The organism is Massilia cellulosiltytica (assembly GCF_047325105.1).
In the GTDB taxonomy this organism is placed as follows: domain Bacteria; phylum Pseudomonadota; class Gammaproteobacteria; order Burkholderiales; family Burkholderiaceae_D; genus Telluria; species Telluria orientalis.
In genome coordinates, this window is sequence record NZ_CP168562.1 from 5,369,184 (window position 1) to 5,385,864 (window position 16,681).

At 63.4% G+C, this 16,681-nt stretch carries 24 protein-coding genes and 1 other RNA gene; 2 read left to right on the plus strand and 23 right to left on the minus strand.

Translation table 11 applies throughout. From position 1 onward, the window contains the following. From ACEN9H_RS23425 to ACEN9H_RS23530, 22 genes are all read right to left on the minus strand, one after another. Entirely contained in the window at positions 1–1,566 is a 1,566-nt protein-coding gene (locus tag ACEN9H_RS23425) for a DUF935 domain-containing protein (protein WP_413672273.1), read from the minus strand. After that, on the minus strand, positions 1,563–3,335 hold the full coding sequence (locus ACEN9H_RS23430; RefSeq protein WP_413672274.1) for a hypothetical protein: 1,773 nt from the start codon (positions 3,333–3,335) through the stop codon (positions 1,563–1,565). The genes ACEN9H_RS23425 and ACEN9H_RS23430 overlap by 4 nt, the downstream gene beginning before the upstream one ends. Next, positions 3,332–3,841 (minus strand): DUF1804 family protein, encoded by a 510-nt coding sequence (locus ACEN9H_RS23435; protein ID WP_413672275.1) that lies wholly within the window; start codon positions 3,839–3,841, stop codon positions 3,332–3,334. The genes ACEN9H_RS23430 and ACEN9H_RS23435 overlap by 4 nt, the downstream gene beginning before the upstream one ends. Continuing rightward, on the minus strand, positions 3,841–4,176 hold the full coding sequence (locus ACEN9H_RS23440; RefSeq protein WP_413672276.1) for a hypothetical protein: 336 nt from the start codon (positions 4,174–4,176) through the stop codon (positions 3,841–3,843). The genes ACEN9H_RS23435 and ACEN9H_RS23440 overlap by 1 nt, the downstream gene beginning before the upstream one ends. A gap of 22 nt (positions 4,177–4,198) precedes the next feature. Then, positions 4,199–4,447 carry a TraR/DksA C4-type zinc finger protein gene (locus ACEN9H_RS23445; RefSeq protein WP_413672277.1) on the minus strand — a complete coding sequence of 83 codons (249 nt, stop codon included), beginning with the start codon at positions 4,445–4,447 and terminating at the stop codon, positions 4,199–4,201. A 78-nt stretch (positions 4,448–4,525) separates the two neighbouring features. Next, positions 4,526–4,942 (minus strand): hypothetical protein, encoded by a 417-nt coding sequence (locus ACEN9H_RS23450; RefSeq protein WP_413672278.1) that lies wholly within the window; start codon positions 4,940–4,942, stop codon positions 4,526–4,528. Then, a complete protein-coding gene (locus tag ACEN9H_RS23455) occupies positions 4,939–5,553 on the minus strand; it encodes a transglycosylase SLT domain-containing protein (protein WP_413672279.1) in 615 nt (204 codons plus the stop codon). The genes ACEN9H_RS23450 and ACEN9H_RS23455 overlap by 4 nt, the downstream gene beginning before the upstream one ends. Then, complete coding sequence (locus ACEN9H_RS23460) at positions 5,550–5,801, minus strand: putative holin (RefSeq protein ID WP_413672280.1); 252 nt, start codon at positions 5,799–5,801, stop codon at positions 5,550–5,552. Before ACEN9H_RS23460 ends, ACEN9H_RS23455 begins: the two co-directional genes overlap by 4 nt. A 185-nt stretch (positions 5,802–5,986) precedes the next feature. Further along, positions 5,987–6,415: a hypothetical protein gene (locus tag ACEN9H_RS23465; protein ID WP_413672281.1), complete on the minus strand. Its 429-nt coding sequence runs from the start codon at positions 6,413–6,415 to the stop codon at positions 5,987–5,989. Continuing rightward, entirely contained in the window at positions 6,405–6,830 is a 426-nt protein-coding gene (locus ACEN9H_RS23470; RefSeq protein ID WP_413672282.1) for a gp16 family protein, read from the minus strand. Before ACEN9H_RS23470 ends, ACEN9H_RS23465 begins: the two co-directional genes overlap by 11 nt. Before the next feature lie 3 nt (positions 6,831–6,833). Then, positions 6,834–7,331: a hypothetical protein gene (locus ACEN9H_RS23475; RefSeq protein WP_413672283.1), complete on the minus strand. Its 498-nt coding sequence runs from the start codon at positions 7,329–7,331 to the stop codon at positions 6,834–6,836. Positions 7,332–7,338: 7 nt separating this feature from the next. Next, positions 7,339–7,408: hammerhead ribozyme type II (locus ACEN9H_RS23480), an RNA gene on the minus strand. Continuing rightward, positions 7,408–7,863, minus strand: a complete 456-nt coding sequence (locus ACEN9H_RS23485; protein ID WP_413672284.1) for a hypothetical protein — start codon at positions 7,861–7,863, stop codon at positions 7,408–7,410. The genes ACEN9H_RS23480 and ACEN9H_RS23485 overlap by 1 nt, the downstream gene beginning before the upstream one ends. Continuing rightward, positions 7,860–8,063: a hypothetical protein gene (locus ACEN9H_RS23490; protein WP_413672285.1), complete on the minus strand. Its 204-nt coding sequence runs from the start codon at positions 8,061–8,063 to the stop codon at positions 7,860–7,862. The genes ACEN9H_RS23485 and ACEN9H_RS23490 overlap by 4 nt, the downstream gene beginning before the upstream one ends. Further along, a complete protein-coding gene (locus ACEN9H_RS23495; RefSeq protein WP_413672286.1) occupies positions 8,060–8,686 on the minus strand; it encodes a DUF3164 family protein in 627 nt (208 codons plus the stop codon). The genes ACEN9H_RS23490 and ACEN9H_RS23495 overlap by 4 nt, the downstream gene beginning before the upstream one ends. A gap of 159 nt (positions 8,687–8,845) precedes the next feature. Then, the gene (locus tag ACEN9H_RS23500; protein WP_413672287.1) at positions 8,846–9,190 is read right to left on the minus strand and encodes a hypothetical protein; all 345 of its coding nucleotides are present in this window, start codon (positions 9,188–9,190) and stop codon (positions 8,846–8,848) included. Between the two features lie 37 nt (positions 9,191–9,227). After that, positions 9,228–9,575 (minus strand): hypothetical protein, encoded by a 348-nt coding sequence (locus ACEN9H_RS23505; RefSeq protein ID WP_413672288.1) that lies wholly within the window; start codon positions 9,573–9,575, stop codon positions 9,228–9,230. Continuing rightward, positions 9,572–9,913, minus strand: a complete 342-nt coding sequence (locus ACEN9H_RS23510) for a hypothetical protein (protein ID WP_413672289.1) — start codon at positions 9,911–9,913, stop codon at positions 9,572–9,574. The genes ACEN9H_RS23505 and ACEN9H_RS23510 overlap by 4 nt, the downstream gene beginning before the upstream one ends. Beyond that, positions 9,897–10,559 carry a hypothetical protein gene (locus tag ACEN9H_RS23515; protein ID WP_413672290.1) on the minus strand — a complete coding sequence of 221 codons (663 nt, stop codon included), beginning with the start codon at positions 10,557–10,559 and terminating at the stop codon, positions 9,897–9,899. The genes ACEN9H_RS23510 and ACEN9H_RS23515 overlap by 17 nt, the downstream gene beginning before the upstream one ends. Positions 10,560–10,561: 2 nt before the next feature. After that, positions 10,562–11,302 (minus strand): AAA family ATPase, encoded by a 741-nt coding sequence (locus ACEN9H_RS23520; RefSeq protein ID WP_413672291.1) that lies wholly within the window; start codon positions 11,300–11,302, stop codon positions 10,562–10,564. A gap of 45 nt (positions 11,303–11,347) precedes the next feature. Continuing rightward, a complete protein-coding gene (locus tag ACEN9H_RS23525; protein WP_413672292.1) occupies positions 11,348–13,480 on the minus strand; it encodes a Mu transposase C-terminal domain-containing protein in 2,133 nt (710 codons plus the stop codon). Beyond that, positions 13,477–13,902 carry a hypothetical protein gene (locus ACEN9H_RS23530; RefSeq protein WP_413672293.1) on the minus strand — a complete coding sequence of 142 codons (426 nt, stop codon included), beginning with the start codon at positions 13,900–13,902 and terminating at the stop codon, positions 13,477–13,479. Before ACEN9H_RS23530 ends, ACEN9H_RS23525 begins: the two co-directional genes overlap by 4 nt. An 80-nt stretch (positions 13,903–13,982) precedes the next feature. On the opposite strand from ACEN9H_RS23530, the gene ACEN9H_RS23535 reads away from it, so the two are divergent. Further along, positions 13,983–15,317: an IS1182 family transposase gene (locus ACEN9H_RS23535; protein WP_413672294.1), complete on the plus strand. Its 1,335-nt coding sequence runs from the start codon at positions 13,983–13,985 to the stop codon at positions 15,315–15,317. A 268-nt stretch (positions 15,318–15,585) separates the two neighbouring features. Here ACEN9H_RS23535 and ACEN9H_RS23540 read toward each other — a convergent pair whose 3' ends face one another. Next, positions 15,586–15,852 (minus strand): helix-turn-helix domain-containing protein, encoded by a 267-nt coding sequence (locus ACEN9H_RS23540; RefSeq protein WP_413672295.1) that lies wholly within the window; start codon positions 15,850–15,852, stop codon positions 15,586–15,588. Between the two features lie 207 nt (positions 15,853–16,059). Between ACEN9H_RS23540 and ACEN9H_RS23545 the strand changes: the two genes are divergently transcribed. Continuing rightward, a complete protein-coding gene (locus tag ACEN9H_RS23545) occupies positions 16,060–16,467 on the plus strand; it encodes a DNA-binding protein (RefSeq protein ID WP_413672296.1) in 408 nt (135 codons plus the stop codon). The last annotated feature ends 214 nt before the right edge of the window (positions 16,468–16,681 follow it).

Consider the following 16,681-nt stretch of genomic DNA (forward strand, 5'->3'; position numbering starts at 1 on the left):
TTATGCCCCGTCCTGAACGTCGACCATGCCCTTCAGCTCGGCCAGGGCGAACGCCGCCGCCATCAGCTTGACCAGTTGCTCCTGCGGTTGGTCCGCGAACGACTCGACCAGGTCGCGCTGCAGCGCCGCCAGGTCGGCCGCGCTCTCGACCTTCGCCTGGATCTCGCCCAGCAGCTGGGCCCACGTCGGCGCGGCGGCCGAGGATAGATCGTCCGCCGTCTGCTGGGCTGGCTTGCCGGCCGGCGGCGGGACATCCGCCGACAGGCGCGCGGTCGCGGAGTCGGTCGCCTCGCTATCGGTTGGCAGCTTATTTGTCACCTGCAACACCGGCTCGCCATCTTTCGGGACCGGAATACGCAGCTTCTCATGCGCCCAGGCAGCCGGGATCTGGACGCCAACCGCCACCAGTTTCGGGAGCGCGTCCGCGTACAGCTTCATATCCTCGGGTTCGGTCAGCGTGAACACCAGGCGCGGGCTGCGCCGCAATCCATCGACGCCGCGGTTCAGGGCAACCAGAGGGTAAATGTAGTCCCGCGTGAGTGTACCGGCGATCTGTTCCGCGTCACTGTCGCGAATATCATGCCGCACTTCATTGTGCACCTTGCCCAGGGCCAGACTACCGCCACCGTTCTTTCCGGCATCGGTGGTCAGGGTCTGGCCGAGGATGCTCTTGGACTGCGAACCCTCGGCCCATTGCATCATCGACAGGTGCGCCGAGTCGCCGGCGCCGCCGGTGATCTTCTGGATTTCCAGCTCCATCTCCTTCGGCATGATCGCGCGGGCGTCGTGGCCCAGCGCCGTCACAGCGCGCATCAGGCTGGCTTTCTCATCGGCCGTGGCGCCGGCGAAGTACTTGCCGACGATGATCGGCAGGCCGTAGGTTTCCAGGAACTCGGCGAAGTCGCCCAGCGCATACGCCTTGTAGAGGAACGGCCACACCAGGGTGCGATACAGGCCCATCCGGCCGAGATAGCCCGTCTTGGCCTTGCCGTGGGTATGCATGATCCAGCCGAACGGCTGTAGGACGTCGCCATCCATTGACGCGGTCTGCAGGCGCAGCTCGGTGCGTTCCGTGTTCAGCCGGAACCACTCCTGCGGGCGAGGATGAATGGTCGGGAGCCACTCTACGCCCTCGCGCCGCCACTCCAGCTCGATCGGTGCGAAGCCTTGGCCAACGGCATCCATCATGGCCAGGATCACATCCTCGATCGGATCGACGGCGTCCTGCAGCGTTTCCCGCACCCACTCGGCGGCGGCCTCTTCGGCCGCCGAAGCGTTCCTGGGCGGGACGATATTCCACTCCAGCCGAGCGACCGCCGCCTTGCGCTTGTCCATCTCGCTGCGGATGTGGCCGTCGCGCTCCTCCATGTCGGAAAACAGGCGGTGCTGCTCCACCAGGTCGCCCTGGTCGGCGGCCTGCAGGGTGCGCGCCAGGCGCGCTGGCGTCAGCCCGGCCAGCATCGGGGTCAGGTACTGATTCTGCAAGGTATGGACCCGCGAGGTCTGCGGTTCGTCCAGGGACGCCGTCGCGATCGGCTTGCCGAACTGGTCAAGAATCTTGCTCAAAACATTCTCCTCGAAGACGAGCCGAAGTCGTCATCGTCGCGGCCGCCGCCGGACGATCCGGCTCGCGGCGTCGTCTGAATTTCGTATTTGCCCATGCCGCGCGTGATGGCGACATGCCACAGCAGGTGAAGCGCGGTCAGGCCGTCGTAGTGGTGGTTGGTCTGCGCTTCCGGCCAGGTGTCCAACTCGGACAGGAGTTGGGTCAACCCGGCGTGCAGCAAGATCTGCGGCATCAGGAGGTCGGTGACAAAAGGCTCCAGCGAGTCGATCCGTACCGGCGCCGGCACCGTCGCGGTGACGCCCACCAGCGGCAGCGGCACGCCCTTGGCCAGGCCGGCCAAAATGAAGGTCTGGCGCGAGTGCTCGTAGGCGTTGTTGTTCTCGAACGCCCAAGCCAGGCAGCGGAATTCTCGCTGAGCGGCGATCAGGTCGCTCTCCAGCTTGGAAGGCACACGGCGCTTGATCTCGGCATGCATGACGTGCAGCCGCTTCATGCGCTGGTCCAGACCGCCGACCAGGATCGCGGACGGGTCGGACTTCTCGTTGGCACCCATCGACGGATCGCAGCCGCCGAAGATCAGCCAGTCTTTCGACCGCTGCGCCCAGTACGTGATGTGGTGGAAAGTCTTGTCCTCGTCCGTGCGCGGGTCGCCCTGCATCTCGGTGTTGAACGCCTTGGGCGCGGTGGCGCGCTGGCGCATCAGCCAGAACAGGCTGCGCACGCTCGGCCAGGACACGACTGCGCCTTCGTCCATCTGCGCCCGATTGGCCAGGTAAAAGCGATACGAGGGCATTCCCGTGTCGGGGATGACCTGGCCTCGCTCGGCCGCTTCCTGGACGGCACCGACGTCGTCGTTGCGCATCAGCTCCTCGCACTTCGCCCACAGGTCCATGTGCTGGGGCATCTGGGCCAGCGCGCGGAAGTGGTGGACGACGTGGCCGATGGTCCGCTTGGCCCGGCTGATCGGATCGTCCTTGTCCAGGATCGTGCCGACGCCGCAGTACTTGACCGAGCCATCAGGCGGGCCGAGATAGTCGATCGCCTTCGTCAGCCAGGTCCAGCGGTTCTCACGCTCGGTCGGGCTCTTCGCCTCGGCGTCGGTGATCAGGTCGTCACCCAGCAGCAGCTTCGGCCGGCTCGCGCCGTGGAAGGTGCCCCGGATCGCCTGCTCGGCGCCGAACGACTCCAGCTTCACACCGGTCTTGGTGACGCACTCGCCGATCTTCCACATCGTCCCTCGGCCGCACACTTCGGGGAAGTCCAGGGCCAGGGCCGCATTGCCGGTGAGTTCCGTCTTGACGACCTCGACCAGTTTGGTCGGCAGCTCGGTCTCGGCGCCCAGCAGAATGACGTAGTCGATGAACTGCGGCGGCGCGGCGACGCCGACTTCCTTGCGCACCTCGGGCCGCTGCAGCAGCGCCTGAACGGCGACCCACGTCGGCCCGATCTTGGTCAGCATCGACGACTTCGCCTCGCCACGCGGCGCGATCCACCATTCCTTAACGCCGCCCGGCTGCGCCAGCAGCTGGGGGTAGCGTTGGCAAAACTGCGCCTGGAACAGGGACGGCGTGCCCCGAATATGGTGGGGGAAGTACGTGTACGCGAAGAACTGGAAGTCGCCCGACAGCACGCGCTTGCGCCGCGCCGCGATCGCGGCGGGCGACCCGTCCAGTCCGGCAGCGTGAGCCTCGATATCCTTGCGTAAAGAGCCGACCAGGTCGGCCAGCTCTTCCTTGAGTTCCTTGGGCGTGAGATCCTTGCTGATCATTTGACACTCGCGAGGATCTTCGGCAGCACGTCGCCGAACGGCTCCAGGATCTCGACCATGGCGGCGCCATGCTGGGGATAGCGGTCCTGAACGAACTCGACCAGGCCACGGACGACGGCCATGCCGATAGACAGCGCGTTGGCCTCCGGCAGGAACTTCTTCATTGCCGCCATGCTCTTGTGGATGTTGTCCATCAGGCTCGACAGCAGCTCGACACGCTGCAGCGCCGGCATCTCGGCGTCTGCCTTGATGAGGTCGAGCGTTGCGTTGAACTGGATGAGCATCTCGGTCAGGATCTGCTGGGAAAGCTGCTCGACGTCGCCACCGCTCAGGCTGGACGCGGTGCGCATGCGCTCCCAGTCGTCGCCTTCGGTAGCGGCCGCGTCACGCCAGCGCTTGGCCGTCGAGTACGACACGTCGGCGAGCTTGGCCGACTGCTCCAGGGACAGCCGGTCGAACACGTAATGCTTGCGCACCCTGGCGCGGACGTCCGCCCCCTTCGCCATTACAGCCCCAGCTTGGCGCGCAGCAGGCTTGCCAGCGCGCTGACGGTGACACCGGACGCGATGCCGGCGATCACTCCCGAGCGAGCGGCGGTCTGCTCCAGCGCCTCGATGCGCTTGCCGTGGGCGGCGACAGCCTCGGCGATCTTCTCCGGGTTCGCCACTTCGAGGCGGCGCAGCCGGACGTCATGTTCGTCCAGGCGTTGCGTCACCTTGCGGTCGACGTTGGCGACAGCCTCCTCGACGCGCTTGGTAGCGGAAACCTGCTCATTGAGGAGGGCTTCCATCCGACCCAGGATACGCCCGAGATCGTCGTTGCTGACTTGCAGTGGTTGCATTGGTATGCGGTCCATTTGTAGGTTATCGGGGAACGCGGGCGGTCTTGGCGCGCTCGCACTCGATGCAGCGCAGGCAACCAGGAACAGCCAGGCGCCGCGCTTCAGGGATTGGTGATTCGCACCCGACGCATAAGGCGACCTGGCCGGCGCGTGCTGCTTCGCGGTCACCGGCCTGTTTCGCCGCGAGCCGGGCGCGGGCCTGCTGGTCGACGACCAACGCCTCACGCTCGGCCATCTCGACGCGGCTTGCTTCGTCCAGGATTTCGGTCAATCGGTCTCCTTCGTGCTCTCGTACCAGTCGATCCAGCCCGCCGTCCTGATCTGGCAGAGCCGGTACAACCTGGCGACTTCAATGTGGTTCGTTACCGCGTTCTGTCCCGGTTTGGCCTTCGGCAGCGCCGGGCACGGCTGCAGCAGGTTCGCCTGCGGCGTCGCGCTCGGACTCGGCGTTGGCTTCGTTCCAACGGCGCAGGCTGTCAGCGTCAAGCACGCAGCCAGCGTCAGGGTTCTTGCGTAGGTCTGCTTCATAGTCGGATCGGATGGTCTGGAAGGCATGGTCGGCGCCGGTGTTGGCCTGCTCGGTGCGCACGCCGGCCGCCAACGCCTTACGGTCCTGGCGGACCTTGGATGTCGCGGCCGAGCGCAGCGTTTGCACTTCTTTTGTCGCCTGCCGCGCGCCCCGGACGAGGTAGCCGAGCGCGAAGCCGCTACCGCCGACCGTTAGGGACCAGACCAAGGCAGCGATGACGGCAGCGCCGGCTTTCATGGTGCCGCCTGGACGCAGAGCGGCATTCCCCAGGCGAGGTAGCGGCGTTGATGGGTGAAAAGGATCGTGCGCGGGTACTGGCGCGACGCCTTGAAGTTGGCGACGCTCTGCCCGGCGTTGATGTCCTCGGTGACGCCGAACCATGTGCCAGGCTGCGGGGAGATCCGCTGCGCACGCTGCACGTATCCCAGGCCGGCGTTGTACCCCTTGAAGGTCGCGGCCCAGCGTTGGCACTCGTCGACGGCCTGGACGCGCTGGCCAATCCAGCGGTCGAAACGGACCTGGGCACGAATCGACCAGGTCGGGTTGTACGGGTCGGGCACGCCCAACTCCGGGAACAGGCGGGCGACCTGGGCGGCGGTCGGGTCCATGAACTGGGCGATGCCCCGGCCGTTGTCCCATGCCGTGATGTCTGCACGGCAGCTGCTTTCCTTGAGGAGCTGCGCCGCCAATGCCGGAACCGGAGCGCCGAGGCCGAACACGGCCTGCGCTTCACGGGTGATCGTCGCGCGGTAGCGATCGCACGGGTCGGCCGCATGGGCTGGCGACAAACAGGTGGTCAGCAGCACGCTGGCCGCCATCACCAGGGCACGGGACAGGAGACGAATCACAGGCCGGTCCCCAAGGTGTACATCGCGGCCGCCATGATGATCGCGCGGCGGATCATCACCAGCGGCGGGGTATCCCAGCGGATGCGGTCGCGGAACGCGGCACGGTCGAGCCAGTAGCCGGCGTAGCCGCCCAGGGTGACATGGCCGAGCTTCCAGACCACGGTCTGCACGGGGCCGCTGTAGCCGGCCTGCAGCATGACGAACGCGGCCGTGTAGAGCATGAGCGCGACCAGCAGCCACTTCATCATGCGGTGCCAATCCTTGCGTTGGGTTTGATGCACAGTTCCTCCGGTCAATTAGTGATTCGCGGAAACGCGATACGGGAGGACTGTACGGGCGCGCGGCGCGGCGCCAAAGGCTGACGGATGTCAGCGGTGGGTAATACAGGAGGGGAAAAGAGAGGTGCGGCCTTGACGCGGAAGCGCCAGGCCGGTTACAGCAGGCTCATCTGGCGCGGATCGACCGGCTCCACTTCGCCGGTCTTTTTCAACACGCGCCAGATAGTACGCTCATGTAAGTGCGGCGTATAGTCGCGCACGATCTCCTGAACGCTGGCCCGCGCCGACTTGCCTTCGCGGAGGGTCAACTGGTCGAACTTGGCCAGGATGTCGCGGTTACGCACGATGATCATCGCATTCTTGCACGTTGCGATCGTCAACGGCGTATTGCCGAAGAATCGGATGATCTTGTCGGCCGCGCCGGCGCCGACGACCGCCGAGAGCTTCTCGGCGCATGCGTCGCTGCGGTACAGGTACAGCGTCGTCCCGCCGAACACGTCGACCATGCGCAGGGTCAGCGGCAGGCCGATCAATGCGATCAGCTTCTGCACGCTGTCCGGCAGATGGGACAGGTCATTGCCCATCGGCGCCGTCCTTGCCGGCTTGTTTGGCTCGGCGCTTGGCGTCGTATGCGAGCGCGGCGACGATCTTGCCGAGCTGCTGCTCGTCAAGCCAGTCGACCTTCTCGACCTTGAACATCTTCTTCGCCATACCGTCGACGTACGCCCACGGCCGGCCAGCGTCCGTAAGCTGCGCCTCGATCTTGCTGACCAGTGCGGCCCGGCCGGCTGCGGGCTTCGGACGCTTGCCGGGGTTGCCTTTCGGCTTGAAGCCGGCCTTCTCCAGGTGGTGCAGCACCTTGGCGGCGCCAAGCGGCGTCAGGTCTTTCGCCGTGGTCACGCCGCCGTGCTGCTGAAGCATGGCGCGGTAGGTGTCATCGTCCAGGCCGAGCTGCTTCTTGGCGATGTGGATTTTGGCGAGGGATGCGTTGCGCGGCATTTGTCACGCCTCCAGTGCGGCCCCAGCGGTCGCGTCGGCTTCCGCTGCACCGGCCGGCGCCGCGATCGCGGCCAGCGCTTCCCGAGCGGCATCGTCGTCCAGCAGCTCAACGGATTCACACACCTTGCAGAGGTGGCTGATGGCCGCCTTGCCATTTGCGAAGTCAGGCAAATACAGCGTCATCGAACCGCTCCAATACGGGTCCTTCGCCATGCGACGCTTGCCCAAAGCCTTCTCGACCTCCTTCCGTTTTACCGGGCTCACGTTGGGCCGAACCGACTTGCGCAGGAATTTGGCTTCTGGCGCCGCATTCTTTTCGTAGCACCAGGCGGAATTCATGGTGCCGTTGACGTAGACGAAGACGCGATAGGACATGCTCGCCTTACTAATCCGGCGAACGTCCAGGGTAACCAGGTAGCCATCGCACCGAAGCGTAGCCCGGCCCCAGGGTGTGCTCAATTTGTCCACTGCAGATTGTTGTTGCTCTTTGCTCAGTTTCATAATTCTCCTTTGGCTGCTCGTCAGTACCAGGCAACCATGCCTGGCAGACCGACCGCCGATAGCGGCCGGTTTCGCTTCAATAGTTCGGCGTCACGAACACGACGCCATGCCGGCCCTTGTGCCCGTTGTTCCGGGCGCACCAGGTCAGCCACTTCGCCAGTGCATCGTTCTTCGCCTTCTGGTCGTCCAACTCGGGAACACCCGGCACCAGGAACTTGCCCTCGCTGGCGCCGCGACCGATGCGAGCCAGCGCGGAGATCGTCCCGTGCAGGTGCGCCTTCGGTCCACTCGCGACGAGGATGGCGCCTTCGGGCATCGCATCCACATCACCCGTCTCGATCAATCCGGATGCCCAGCACCACGCCACCTGCGGGCGGATGTCAAAGTAGGTAGTGCACTGGCAGCGAGGACAGACCAGTTGCCCCCAGCCGTTGCTCCCGGTTTTATGTTGACGGTCGGATTCCTTGTGCTTGTTGCGGCAGCGAGTGCATTGCACATCGATATCGCTGACCATCTGTGCGGTGTCACTCATTGCTTCCATTCCTCCCAAGTAAAGTCCGGGCCTTTGCAGTGCGCCCGGGCGTTGTTCTGATCGTCCAGAATCCGCAGCTTGGCGCGCTCGTTCAGGTAGGGCGCGAGTTGCGCGGCGCGCACGCGGACGGTAGGCTCGTCGATCCGGTCGAAGTTACTGATGTGCCGCCAGCTGCCGGCATCGTTGATCTGCAATTTCATACCGTGGCCATGTCCAGAGAGATCGGGGCGTACTGCTCGGTCTCGCCGACGCGTTCGTAAAAGCGGACGTACTGCTTACTGCCGACCACCTGGACAGACTCGCCGATCGCCGTCATGGCGCGTTGCCAGCGCTCGTCCTTGATCTCCATGCGGCGCAGTGCCAGGATGCGCCCCGTGTTGAGGTTGCCTTCCCTGTCGGCATTGAACGCCTGCTGCACGAGCGCGATCAGTTCCGGGCTGCTCCCGGCGCTCCAGGCGGCGATGCATTCGTCGATCAGGGCTTTAGCCGCCTGCAGGCGCTCGTCGAACGCGACGCGGTCTGCGGTGGCGATCTGCACCTTGTAGCGGCCGTCGAAGCTGAACAGGGTGACGTTGCCTTTCTTGCCGCCGATCGAGACCTTGTATTCTTCGGCCGAGAGCTGGACGAAGGCGTTGAAGTCACCGAACACCTTGTTCTTGAATGCCTGCATTTGGGCGCTTACTGTTTTCGCGCCGTTGACCAGCTCGGCGACGAGGCGGTCGCGCTCTAGGTCGATCGGCTTGATCAGCGCCTCGGGGATGAGGTGGCCCTGGGCGTTCTTGCGGTAGCCGTCGGGAATCACGTTGGTTTCGTTTTGTTGCATGAGTTGTACTTCCTTTCAGATTGGATCAAATGTCGGTCGGGCCGATCGGGATGCGCTTGTCAGGCGACGACGGCGGCGGGGGATCGCCAGGCTTGGGTTTTTCCTCGCGCTTCGGCGCCGGCCACGGAGTCAGGGGATCGAATGCACCCACGCGGCACCTCAATGCGTCGTGGTCTCGGCCGGGCTGGCCGTGACGGTGACGTTGTTTGCGATCACGTCGCCGAAGACGGCGAAGGCTTGCTCGTTATCGCTCTCGGCGCTGGTTGTCACGGTGACGTGCTTGGCGATTACCTCGTCGAGCAGTTTCAAAGCCTGATCGGTGTCGTCATTCATCCGTGCGAAGACGATGTGGGAAAATTTCTTCGCCATGTCGGTCACCGTGGCAGTCATTCCCTGCCGTTCCTGCAGGAGCCCGACGACGCATTCCTCCAGCAGTTCATAGCTCGGCTTTTCCTTGGCGGTCAGGACGTCGTGCAGGCGTTGCGACCAGTGTTGTTGGCTCATCGGTGAATCTCCTCTTGGTGGATGGATTGGTGGTGGGTTACAGCGGTTCGAACCAGGTGATCAGGCAGCCGCGCAGCTCAACGCTGCAGTGACGGTGCGTGTCGTTCACGCGACGGCCGGTGAAGCCCTGCGCCTCGGCGACCAGCAGTCGCGCGGCGGCGCCGTCGACGTGGATGGTCGGCAGACGGCCCTGCAGGTGCATCGTCATCGGCGGGTGGCCGGCCTGGCGCAGCCAGCGCGACATATCGTTCAGCGCGCGCAGACGAGTCAGGAACTCGGCGTTGAACGTCTTGGGCTCGTGCGTCCTGGCGACGACGTCGACGATCATCGGCATGAGGTCCGGCCGCAGGGCAACGACTTGAGCACTGGTTGTTTGCACGTTCATAGCTGCTTTCCTTTGCAGTTGTTTTGGCACTGCTGGCATGCGCGCCAGTGGGCCATCTTCGTTGGGTGGTGCGTCGGCGCCCGCTGGGTCGCGTACTCGACGCATTGCTCTTTCGGTAGCTGGACGCCCAGGTACGGACAGTCCAGCACCAGGACCGGCTCCAGCACTTCGATTGCCTTAGCCGCGATCTTGTCCGTGTTGCCGGGATAGGTGCCCGACATCACCAGGCTGACAGTGGTCCGGGAATACCCCAGCCGGTCGGCGAGCGCCTGCTTGTTCGTGCGCTTCGCCTCCTCGTGCATCAGGCTGAGCCAGCGTGGTTCAGAGGTCGTCGTCATTCTTCAGTTCTTCCTTCCAGACGACCTGGCTGAGGTTCGGGTCGTAGACCTGCTTCGTGCGCTGGATCATCGGCGGGCGCGGTCCGGTGTACTTGCCCGGCCCCAAGCGATAGCGCGCCTGGACGTTGCCCTTGCCGAACCCCAGGCTTCGCACCTCGGCCACACGGACCAGGTAGCCGGCGCCGTAGAGCGCGCCGATATAGGCTTTGGCCGTCTCCTCGCTCACCTTCACGCCGGCCGCCTCGGCGTGCGCCGCCAGCTCGGTCGTGTTGAACTCGCCGACGATGCGCATCGACCGCCACATCGCTTCGGTGCCGAGCCCCTGGGTGACCAGCTTCCCGTCGCGCGTCACCCTCGGTGCTTCGACGCCGTTGTCGCGGACAATCGTCCACTTCGCGTGCTTCTGGATCGCCTTGCCGTCGACCTTCTCGCATTCGACGTATCCGCCGCGCTGCAGGGAGATCAGGTAGGTGAACAGGGTTTCATCGTCGACCTTGGCCTTGCGAGCGATCTGGAAGCAGGTAAACGGTCCCGCGTGCTTACGCATCGCTTCCCATGCACGTTGGCGTGACCCCTTACCACCTACCAGCTCCATGTGCGCGGGCTTGCGACGGCCGCGCTTCTCGACTTGTTGTTCCACGCTCATCGTTACACCGTCCTACGCTTCGGTGCGTCGCCGGTGTACAGATCGAGGTCGCCCCAGGTAGCCAGCGTCATCTCGGACTCGGCCTGCAGCATCGCTTCCTCGTGGATGCGTGTCAGGTTGACGCAGACGCGGCGGATCGAGCCGTGGGCCATGTCGACCACGCGCTGCAGCAGGTCGTCCGCGATCGCGACGCCGGGGCAGTAGATCGGTGCGAGCTTGCGGGCGTCGTCCATCGACGCGGGCAGGGCCGGAATCCAGGCCAGCACGCGGCTGTGCAGGCGCTCCCAGCGCTTCATCTTCTGCGGCACCTGTTCCTCGCCGACCAGCAGCAGCGTCCCCTGGCTGCCCTCGTAGATGTCGCGCACCAGCTCGACCATGCCGTCCTTCTTGAGGCAGTGGTCGAACTCGTCGATGATCAGCGGCCGGCCCGAGGAGCCGAGCTGCTCGCAGACCATGTCGAGCATCGCCGGGATCGTGCCGGCCGGCTTGACGCCCATCTCGAACAGGATCTTCTCCAGGAGTGTCTTGCGGTTCCAGGCGCTCATCATCTGGACGTAGTAGCCGCGCGTTTTGTTGGCGATCGCCGAGCAGGCAATGGTCTTGCCCCGACCGGCTTCGCCGTACAGCACGCCGATTCCGGGCAGACCGTTGACGCGGGACGAGAGTTTCTCGGCCGCGACGGCGACCAGGTCGAGGTTGCTGATGTTGGCCACACGATTGACCGGCTGATTCGTTGTCGTCATACTTGCTTTCTTTCTAGTGTTCGCCGTTGCAGCGGCGGACGTTGGTTAAGCGGTCTTTTTCAGAAATGCTCTGAATTCGGCGGACTCCTGATAGGTGTTCCGCCATTTTTTTTGCTTCTCGTTTTCGAGCGCCTCCTCGCTCAGGTTCTGAATTCGTTGCCACTCGGCGAAACGCGCGGCGGCGGTGGTCGGGACGGTCCATCCTTTCTGTTCCGGTGTCGGCGTGATTACTGCGGTCGGCTTCTGTACGATGGGCGACGTCACGTCCACCAGCTCGGCCTGGCGCGCACGCTCGGCCAGCTGGGTCAGGTTGATGCTGCCCATCAGGCCGGGGATGCTGATCTGCTGCGGCATCTCAAGGGCCGGGGCGCCACGGCGCTCCAGGCGTACCTCGACCAGCTTGTTTTCCAGGCGCCGCTCGCGGCCGGCCTCGCGCTTGTCACGTGCACGCTCGATGACCGACATCGGCATGTAGTCGCGCTTGTTGCCGTCGAGTTCGGCATTGCAGATGAAGCGACCGTCCTGGTCGTAGACCCACACCTGCGCCGGGTCGTGGATGTCGTAGCCGACGCGCAGCTGCTCGGTATGAAACTCCTCCAGCTGACGGGCGAAGTACCGATTGCCGAACAGTTCGATCTCGCAGCGGCGGACGGTGCGCAGCGCCTGCGGACGAAACAGCGGCCGGGCCTCGTCGTCCGTGACCATGTGCGCCGCAAATCCTGCCGCCTCGGCGCGCGCCCACGCCTCGTTGGGCGTCATGTGGCGTCGACGGCCGCTCTCCGGATCGGCGATCTTCGGCAAGGAGCGGTGTGGCCGGTTGTTGTACTCGGCTACCTTTTCTTCGCAGAAGGCCACGAAGCGGTCCCAGGCCATTAGGGGCATTGCCTTCGCCACGTCGCTCGCGTTGGCGAGCGCCTGGCGCGACAGCTTGAACGTCGCCTGCTTCGCCTGGCGATCCATGTCGCGGCCGATGAAGCCGGGCAGCTCCTTTGCCGCGTTGACCCAGATGGTCTGGTGCAGCTTCTCGATGACGCCGCGCGCCTGGCTGTTGTAGGGCAGGCTGTTGATCATCTCGATGCCGAGGCGGGCGAGCAGGCCGGTGCCGGCGTCCGTCATCAGCTCGTTCTTGTAGCCCGAGCCGTTGTCGACGTAGAAGACGGCCGGGATGCCTCCAGTGAGGACTGCCGCACGCAGCGCGTCGAGAACCGCGAACGCGCTTTCGGCCAGGCCGACCGACCAACCCACGGTTTTGCGGGTGGCGATATCGACCACCGACGTAATCTCCGGGCGGAAGGGCCGGCCGTGCATCGGGTGCTGCACCTCGGCGTCGAACGTATGGCCGTCAGCGCTATAAATGTCACCTGGCAGCAGGTTGGCAAAGTCGCGACGCACGAAGCCCTTGAGGCTCTTGATCTCGCGATCGCCCATGCGGCCCAGCTGCAGGGTCACGTTCCCGATCTTGCCCAGGAAGCGGCGGACCTGCCAGATGCTTGGCGCTTGGGCCTTCTCGTCCAGCGTCTTGCAGAACTCGCGGTAGGCGTGCTCGACCGTGGGCTTTTCCGGGCGCTGGTAGTACTCCAGGAACGCTGTCGCCCAAGGAGGCACGGACATGTCGGCTTCGCGCTTTTTTGGTGCCAGCATGCCGGCACGCTCGTACTCGACGAACCGCAGGACGCTACGCTCGGAGGGCAAACCGTCCGGGCTGGGGCGGCCCCGACCATCGCGAGCCTTCTTGAGCATGGCAACCAGTTGCTCCCCGGCTTCGCCCTTGCGCGCCATTTCGATCAGAACGCGCGCCGCCTTCTTCATGGGGTAACCGGAGCGGTTCATGAGGGTCTCAAGGGCAAGGAGTACGCCCCTGCGCGCGTCGAGCTGCAGACCTTGGCTTTCGGTCACGATGAGCGGCAGCTGATCGGCCGGACCAATCTTACGGGGCGGGGTTGCGGGCGCTGCCGTGGCGACGAGCGCTGCTGCGGCGGCCGCTTTAATCGCACTCATGACCGGCGCGGGTGGGGCATAGACGCGACGTGTCCCGCCAATGCCTTTCTCTTCGGCGAACGGCCACCCTTCGCGCTCGGCCTTGCCGCGAACGCCTACGCTCGTTCCAGGAAGTCCGGGAAGGCACAGTGACGCCAACTCCGACGCGCTGTAATACGGTTTAACGACGACGGTATTCATTGGGTGGAGAAGAGATCCAGCTCAGGGGACGACGACTTGAGCACATTGCTGCGCTGGAAAGCCACCTGAGTGAGCGTTTCGGTAAGTGCGGTGACGGTTTCGTCTGTACCGCTGCCGTCCTGGTAAAACTGGACCAAAAAAGCCATTGCCTGGGCGAATACACCCTGCAGTGTCGACAGTTCAAGAATGTTGGCTTTTTTGCCAGCGGGAATGGCTACGACGACCTTGTCACCGTGGGCTAAGCAGAGGTATTCACTGACAAAGCAAATACCGCAGAACGTTTCGAACTGCCGAACTCGATTGATCGGCATGGACGTATCCGCCAACCACCGGTAAAGCGTTTTTACTTCCACTCCCATCAGGTCTGCGAGCACCTTTACGGGTTTGCGGTTTTCCGCTGCAAACTCGACACAGAGTTGCATTGCCTCGCTGAGGCTTGCAGGCCTAGGAGTCTGCGCGGCAGAAGATGGAACTGACGGGCTGCTACGGATAGAATCTGGGGATGACGACCAGTTATCTTCCATACGATCCGCAGCAGCAGTTTTTGCTGCCGCCCGCATTGCAGGAGTGGCTGCCCGAAGGGCATCTCGCGTATTTCATCAACGACACGGTCGATCTGCTCGACCTGAGTGCGTTTCATGCGCGCTACGCGGGCGGTGGCCCGCGCAATCAGCCGTTTCATCCGTCGATGATGGTGAAGGTGCTGTTGTACGCCTACGCGAGCGGTGTGTTCTCGTCCCGGAAGATCGCGCGCAAACTGCACGAGGACGTCGCGTTCCGGGTTCTCGGCGCCGGCAACTTCCCCAGGCACAGGACGATTTGCGATTTCCGCGCCTTGCATCTGGATGAGCTGTCGGCCCTGTTCGTCCAGGTCGTGAGACTGGCGCGCGAATGCGGCCTGGTCAAGCTTGGGACGGTGGCGATCGACGGCACCAAGGTCAAAGCCTCGGCGTCGCGGCACAAGGCGATGAGTTATCGGCGGATGGTCGATGCCCAAGCCGAGTTGAAGGAGCAGATCGCGCAGTTGATGGAGCGCGCCCGGCAGACCGACGTGGCTGAGCGGGACGAACCGGAACTGGACCTGCCGGCCGAGATTGAACGGCGCGAAGACCGGCTCAAAGTGATCCAGGCGGCGCGGGAACGTCTCGAAGCGCGCCAGCGCGAGGCCGACCGCGCCAAGGGGCGTAGCGAGGATGACGACCGCATTCCGCGCGACAAGGATGGCAAGCCAAAAAACAAGAACGGAAACCGCTACAAGCGCGACTTCGGCGTGCCGGAGGACTCGGCGCAGGAGAACTTCACCGACCCGGACAGCCGCATCATGAAGCGCGCCGGCGGTGGCTTCGACCAGTGCTACAACGGCCAGACGGCTGTCGATGCGCACGCCCAGATCATCGTCGCGGCTGAACTGACCAATTGCGGATCGGATGCCGGCAACCTGGGGCCGATGCTGACCGCCGTCGAAGCCATGACCGGTCAGGTGCCGAACGTTGCCCTGGCCGACGCGGGATATCGGGCCGAGTCGACATTTGCCCAGTTGGCAGCCCATCCGACCGACCTGTACGTGGCGCTTGGACGCGAGGGTAAAGACTGCGCTCAACTGGACACCCGGACCAATCCCTACACGACAGCCATGCGTGCCAAGATGCGCACGCCACAGGCCAGGGACGCTTATCGGCGGCGTAAAGCCATCGTCGAAGCGCCCAATGCCTGGATCAAGCACGTGATGGGCTTTCGCAATTTCAGCATGCGTGGGTTGCGCAAGGCCGCAGCCGAGTGGAAGCTCGTCTGCGCCGCCTTGAATTTACGCCGTATGGGAAACCTGCTAGCCACCTGAGCCAGGAAACACCCTCGAAACCGCCTGGTCGCCGCCGTTATCGTACCGATCAGGCACCGCCGATTGCGCGTCAGTCGCCGACATCAACAAGCGCGCCCATGAAACGACGTCTTTTAGCTTCTGCCGCGCGGACTCCTAGCCGATTTCCATCGCTTGTTTCGCATAGTGTGTTTCCTATCGCCGAGAATCGTCGGTGTAGCGCTTTGCGTTTCCGACAATTAAGATTCGTTCATGACCACTCGACTTAGCAGTTAGCTGCATCCAAGTGCTAAGAGAGTGACAAAACCGGCGTAAAATCGCGCTTTGCGTAACGCTCCGGCCAGATGTCCTCGGGCGCCATACCGATTGCGGCGGCAATAATTCCTTCCGCTTTCTTGTAGGGTCGATCCAGGGCAGATTTCAGCGTGCCTTCACTAAGGCCGTTCTGTACGGAAAGTTGACGCAGGGACCAGCCCCGCTTATGAAGGGCTGCTACGACGTCCGCCCGGTGCCAGTCAGCCGGTGCGGATTTTTTTGGCATGCTTACTACGCTCATTGGTGGCTCCCATTGGTTGATTCCCGAAGTGCATAGTAAGCGATAAGAAGTGCAAAGTAAAGGTGCAAAGTAACTTTGCGCTTACCAATGATGTCAGCACTGTGCAGTTCATAAGCTAAGTGTTTGATTTTTATGCGATTGTGCATAAGCGGAAAGCGCAAAGAACTTTGCGATCACGCTTTGCACTTAGAGTGAAAAGAGTGAAAAGTGGAAGACCTTCTGTCAGCAAGCGAGATTGCCGCCCTAAATTTGCCAGGGATGCCCAAGAGCAAAGTTGCGATCGCGGCGATGGCAAAACGTGAAGGGTGGCGTACTGAGGAGCGTACGGGGCTAGGAGGCGTTAGGCGCGTGTACGAGCTGCCTGAGAGGTTTAGGTCGCCCGTAACGCGTGCAGAGGTACTTGGACGCATGCCGATAGTTGCAATCGCTGGCGGCACAAAGGCAGACGCTGAACTACTCGCAATGGCGGTTCAGGCTGTGGAAGAGTGGTGCCAGGAGACTGGTAGGACACTATCGCCTGGACGTAAAGGGTCTGTGATTGCTGTCCTCTACGACTATTTGATAAAAGGAGGGGGCGAGGAGGACGTTAAAACCCTATTACAAGCAGTGGGGTGACATTGTGTGAACATTAGTTTCTTATAGACAACTAGACTGAATGATTTGTTATGACTAGTATCATTCAAACACTCAAGCAACTCCTCCACGAGGCGGACCAGCCCTGTCCCAGTAATTGGGCGCACGCGAACCTGGTCACGCGCCCTGTCGGCGCTATCTCAGCAGCGAACGAGTCCACATATAGACGGCGCCGCGCAAAACCAGCTCGCCACGA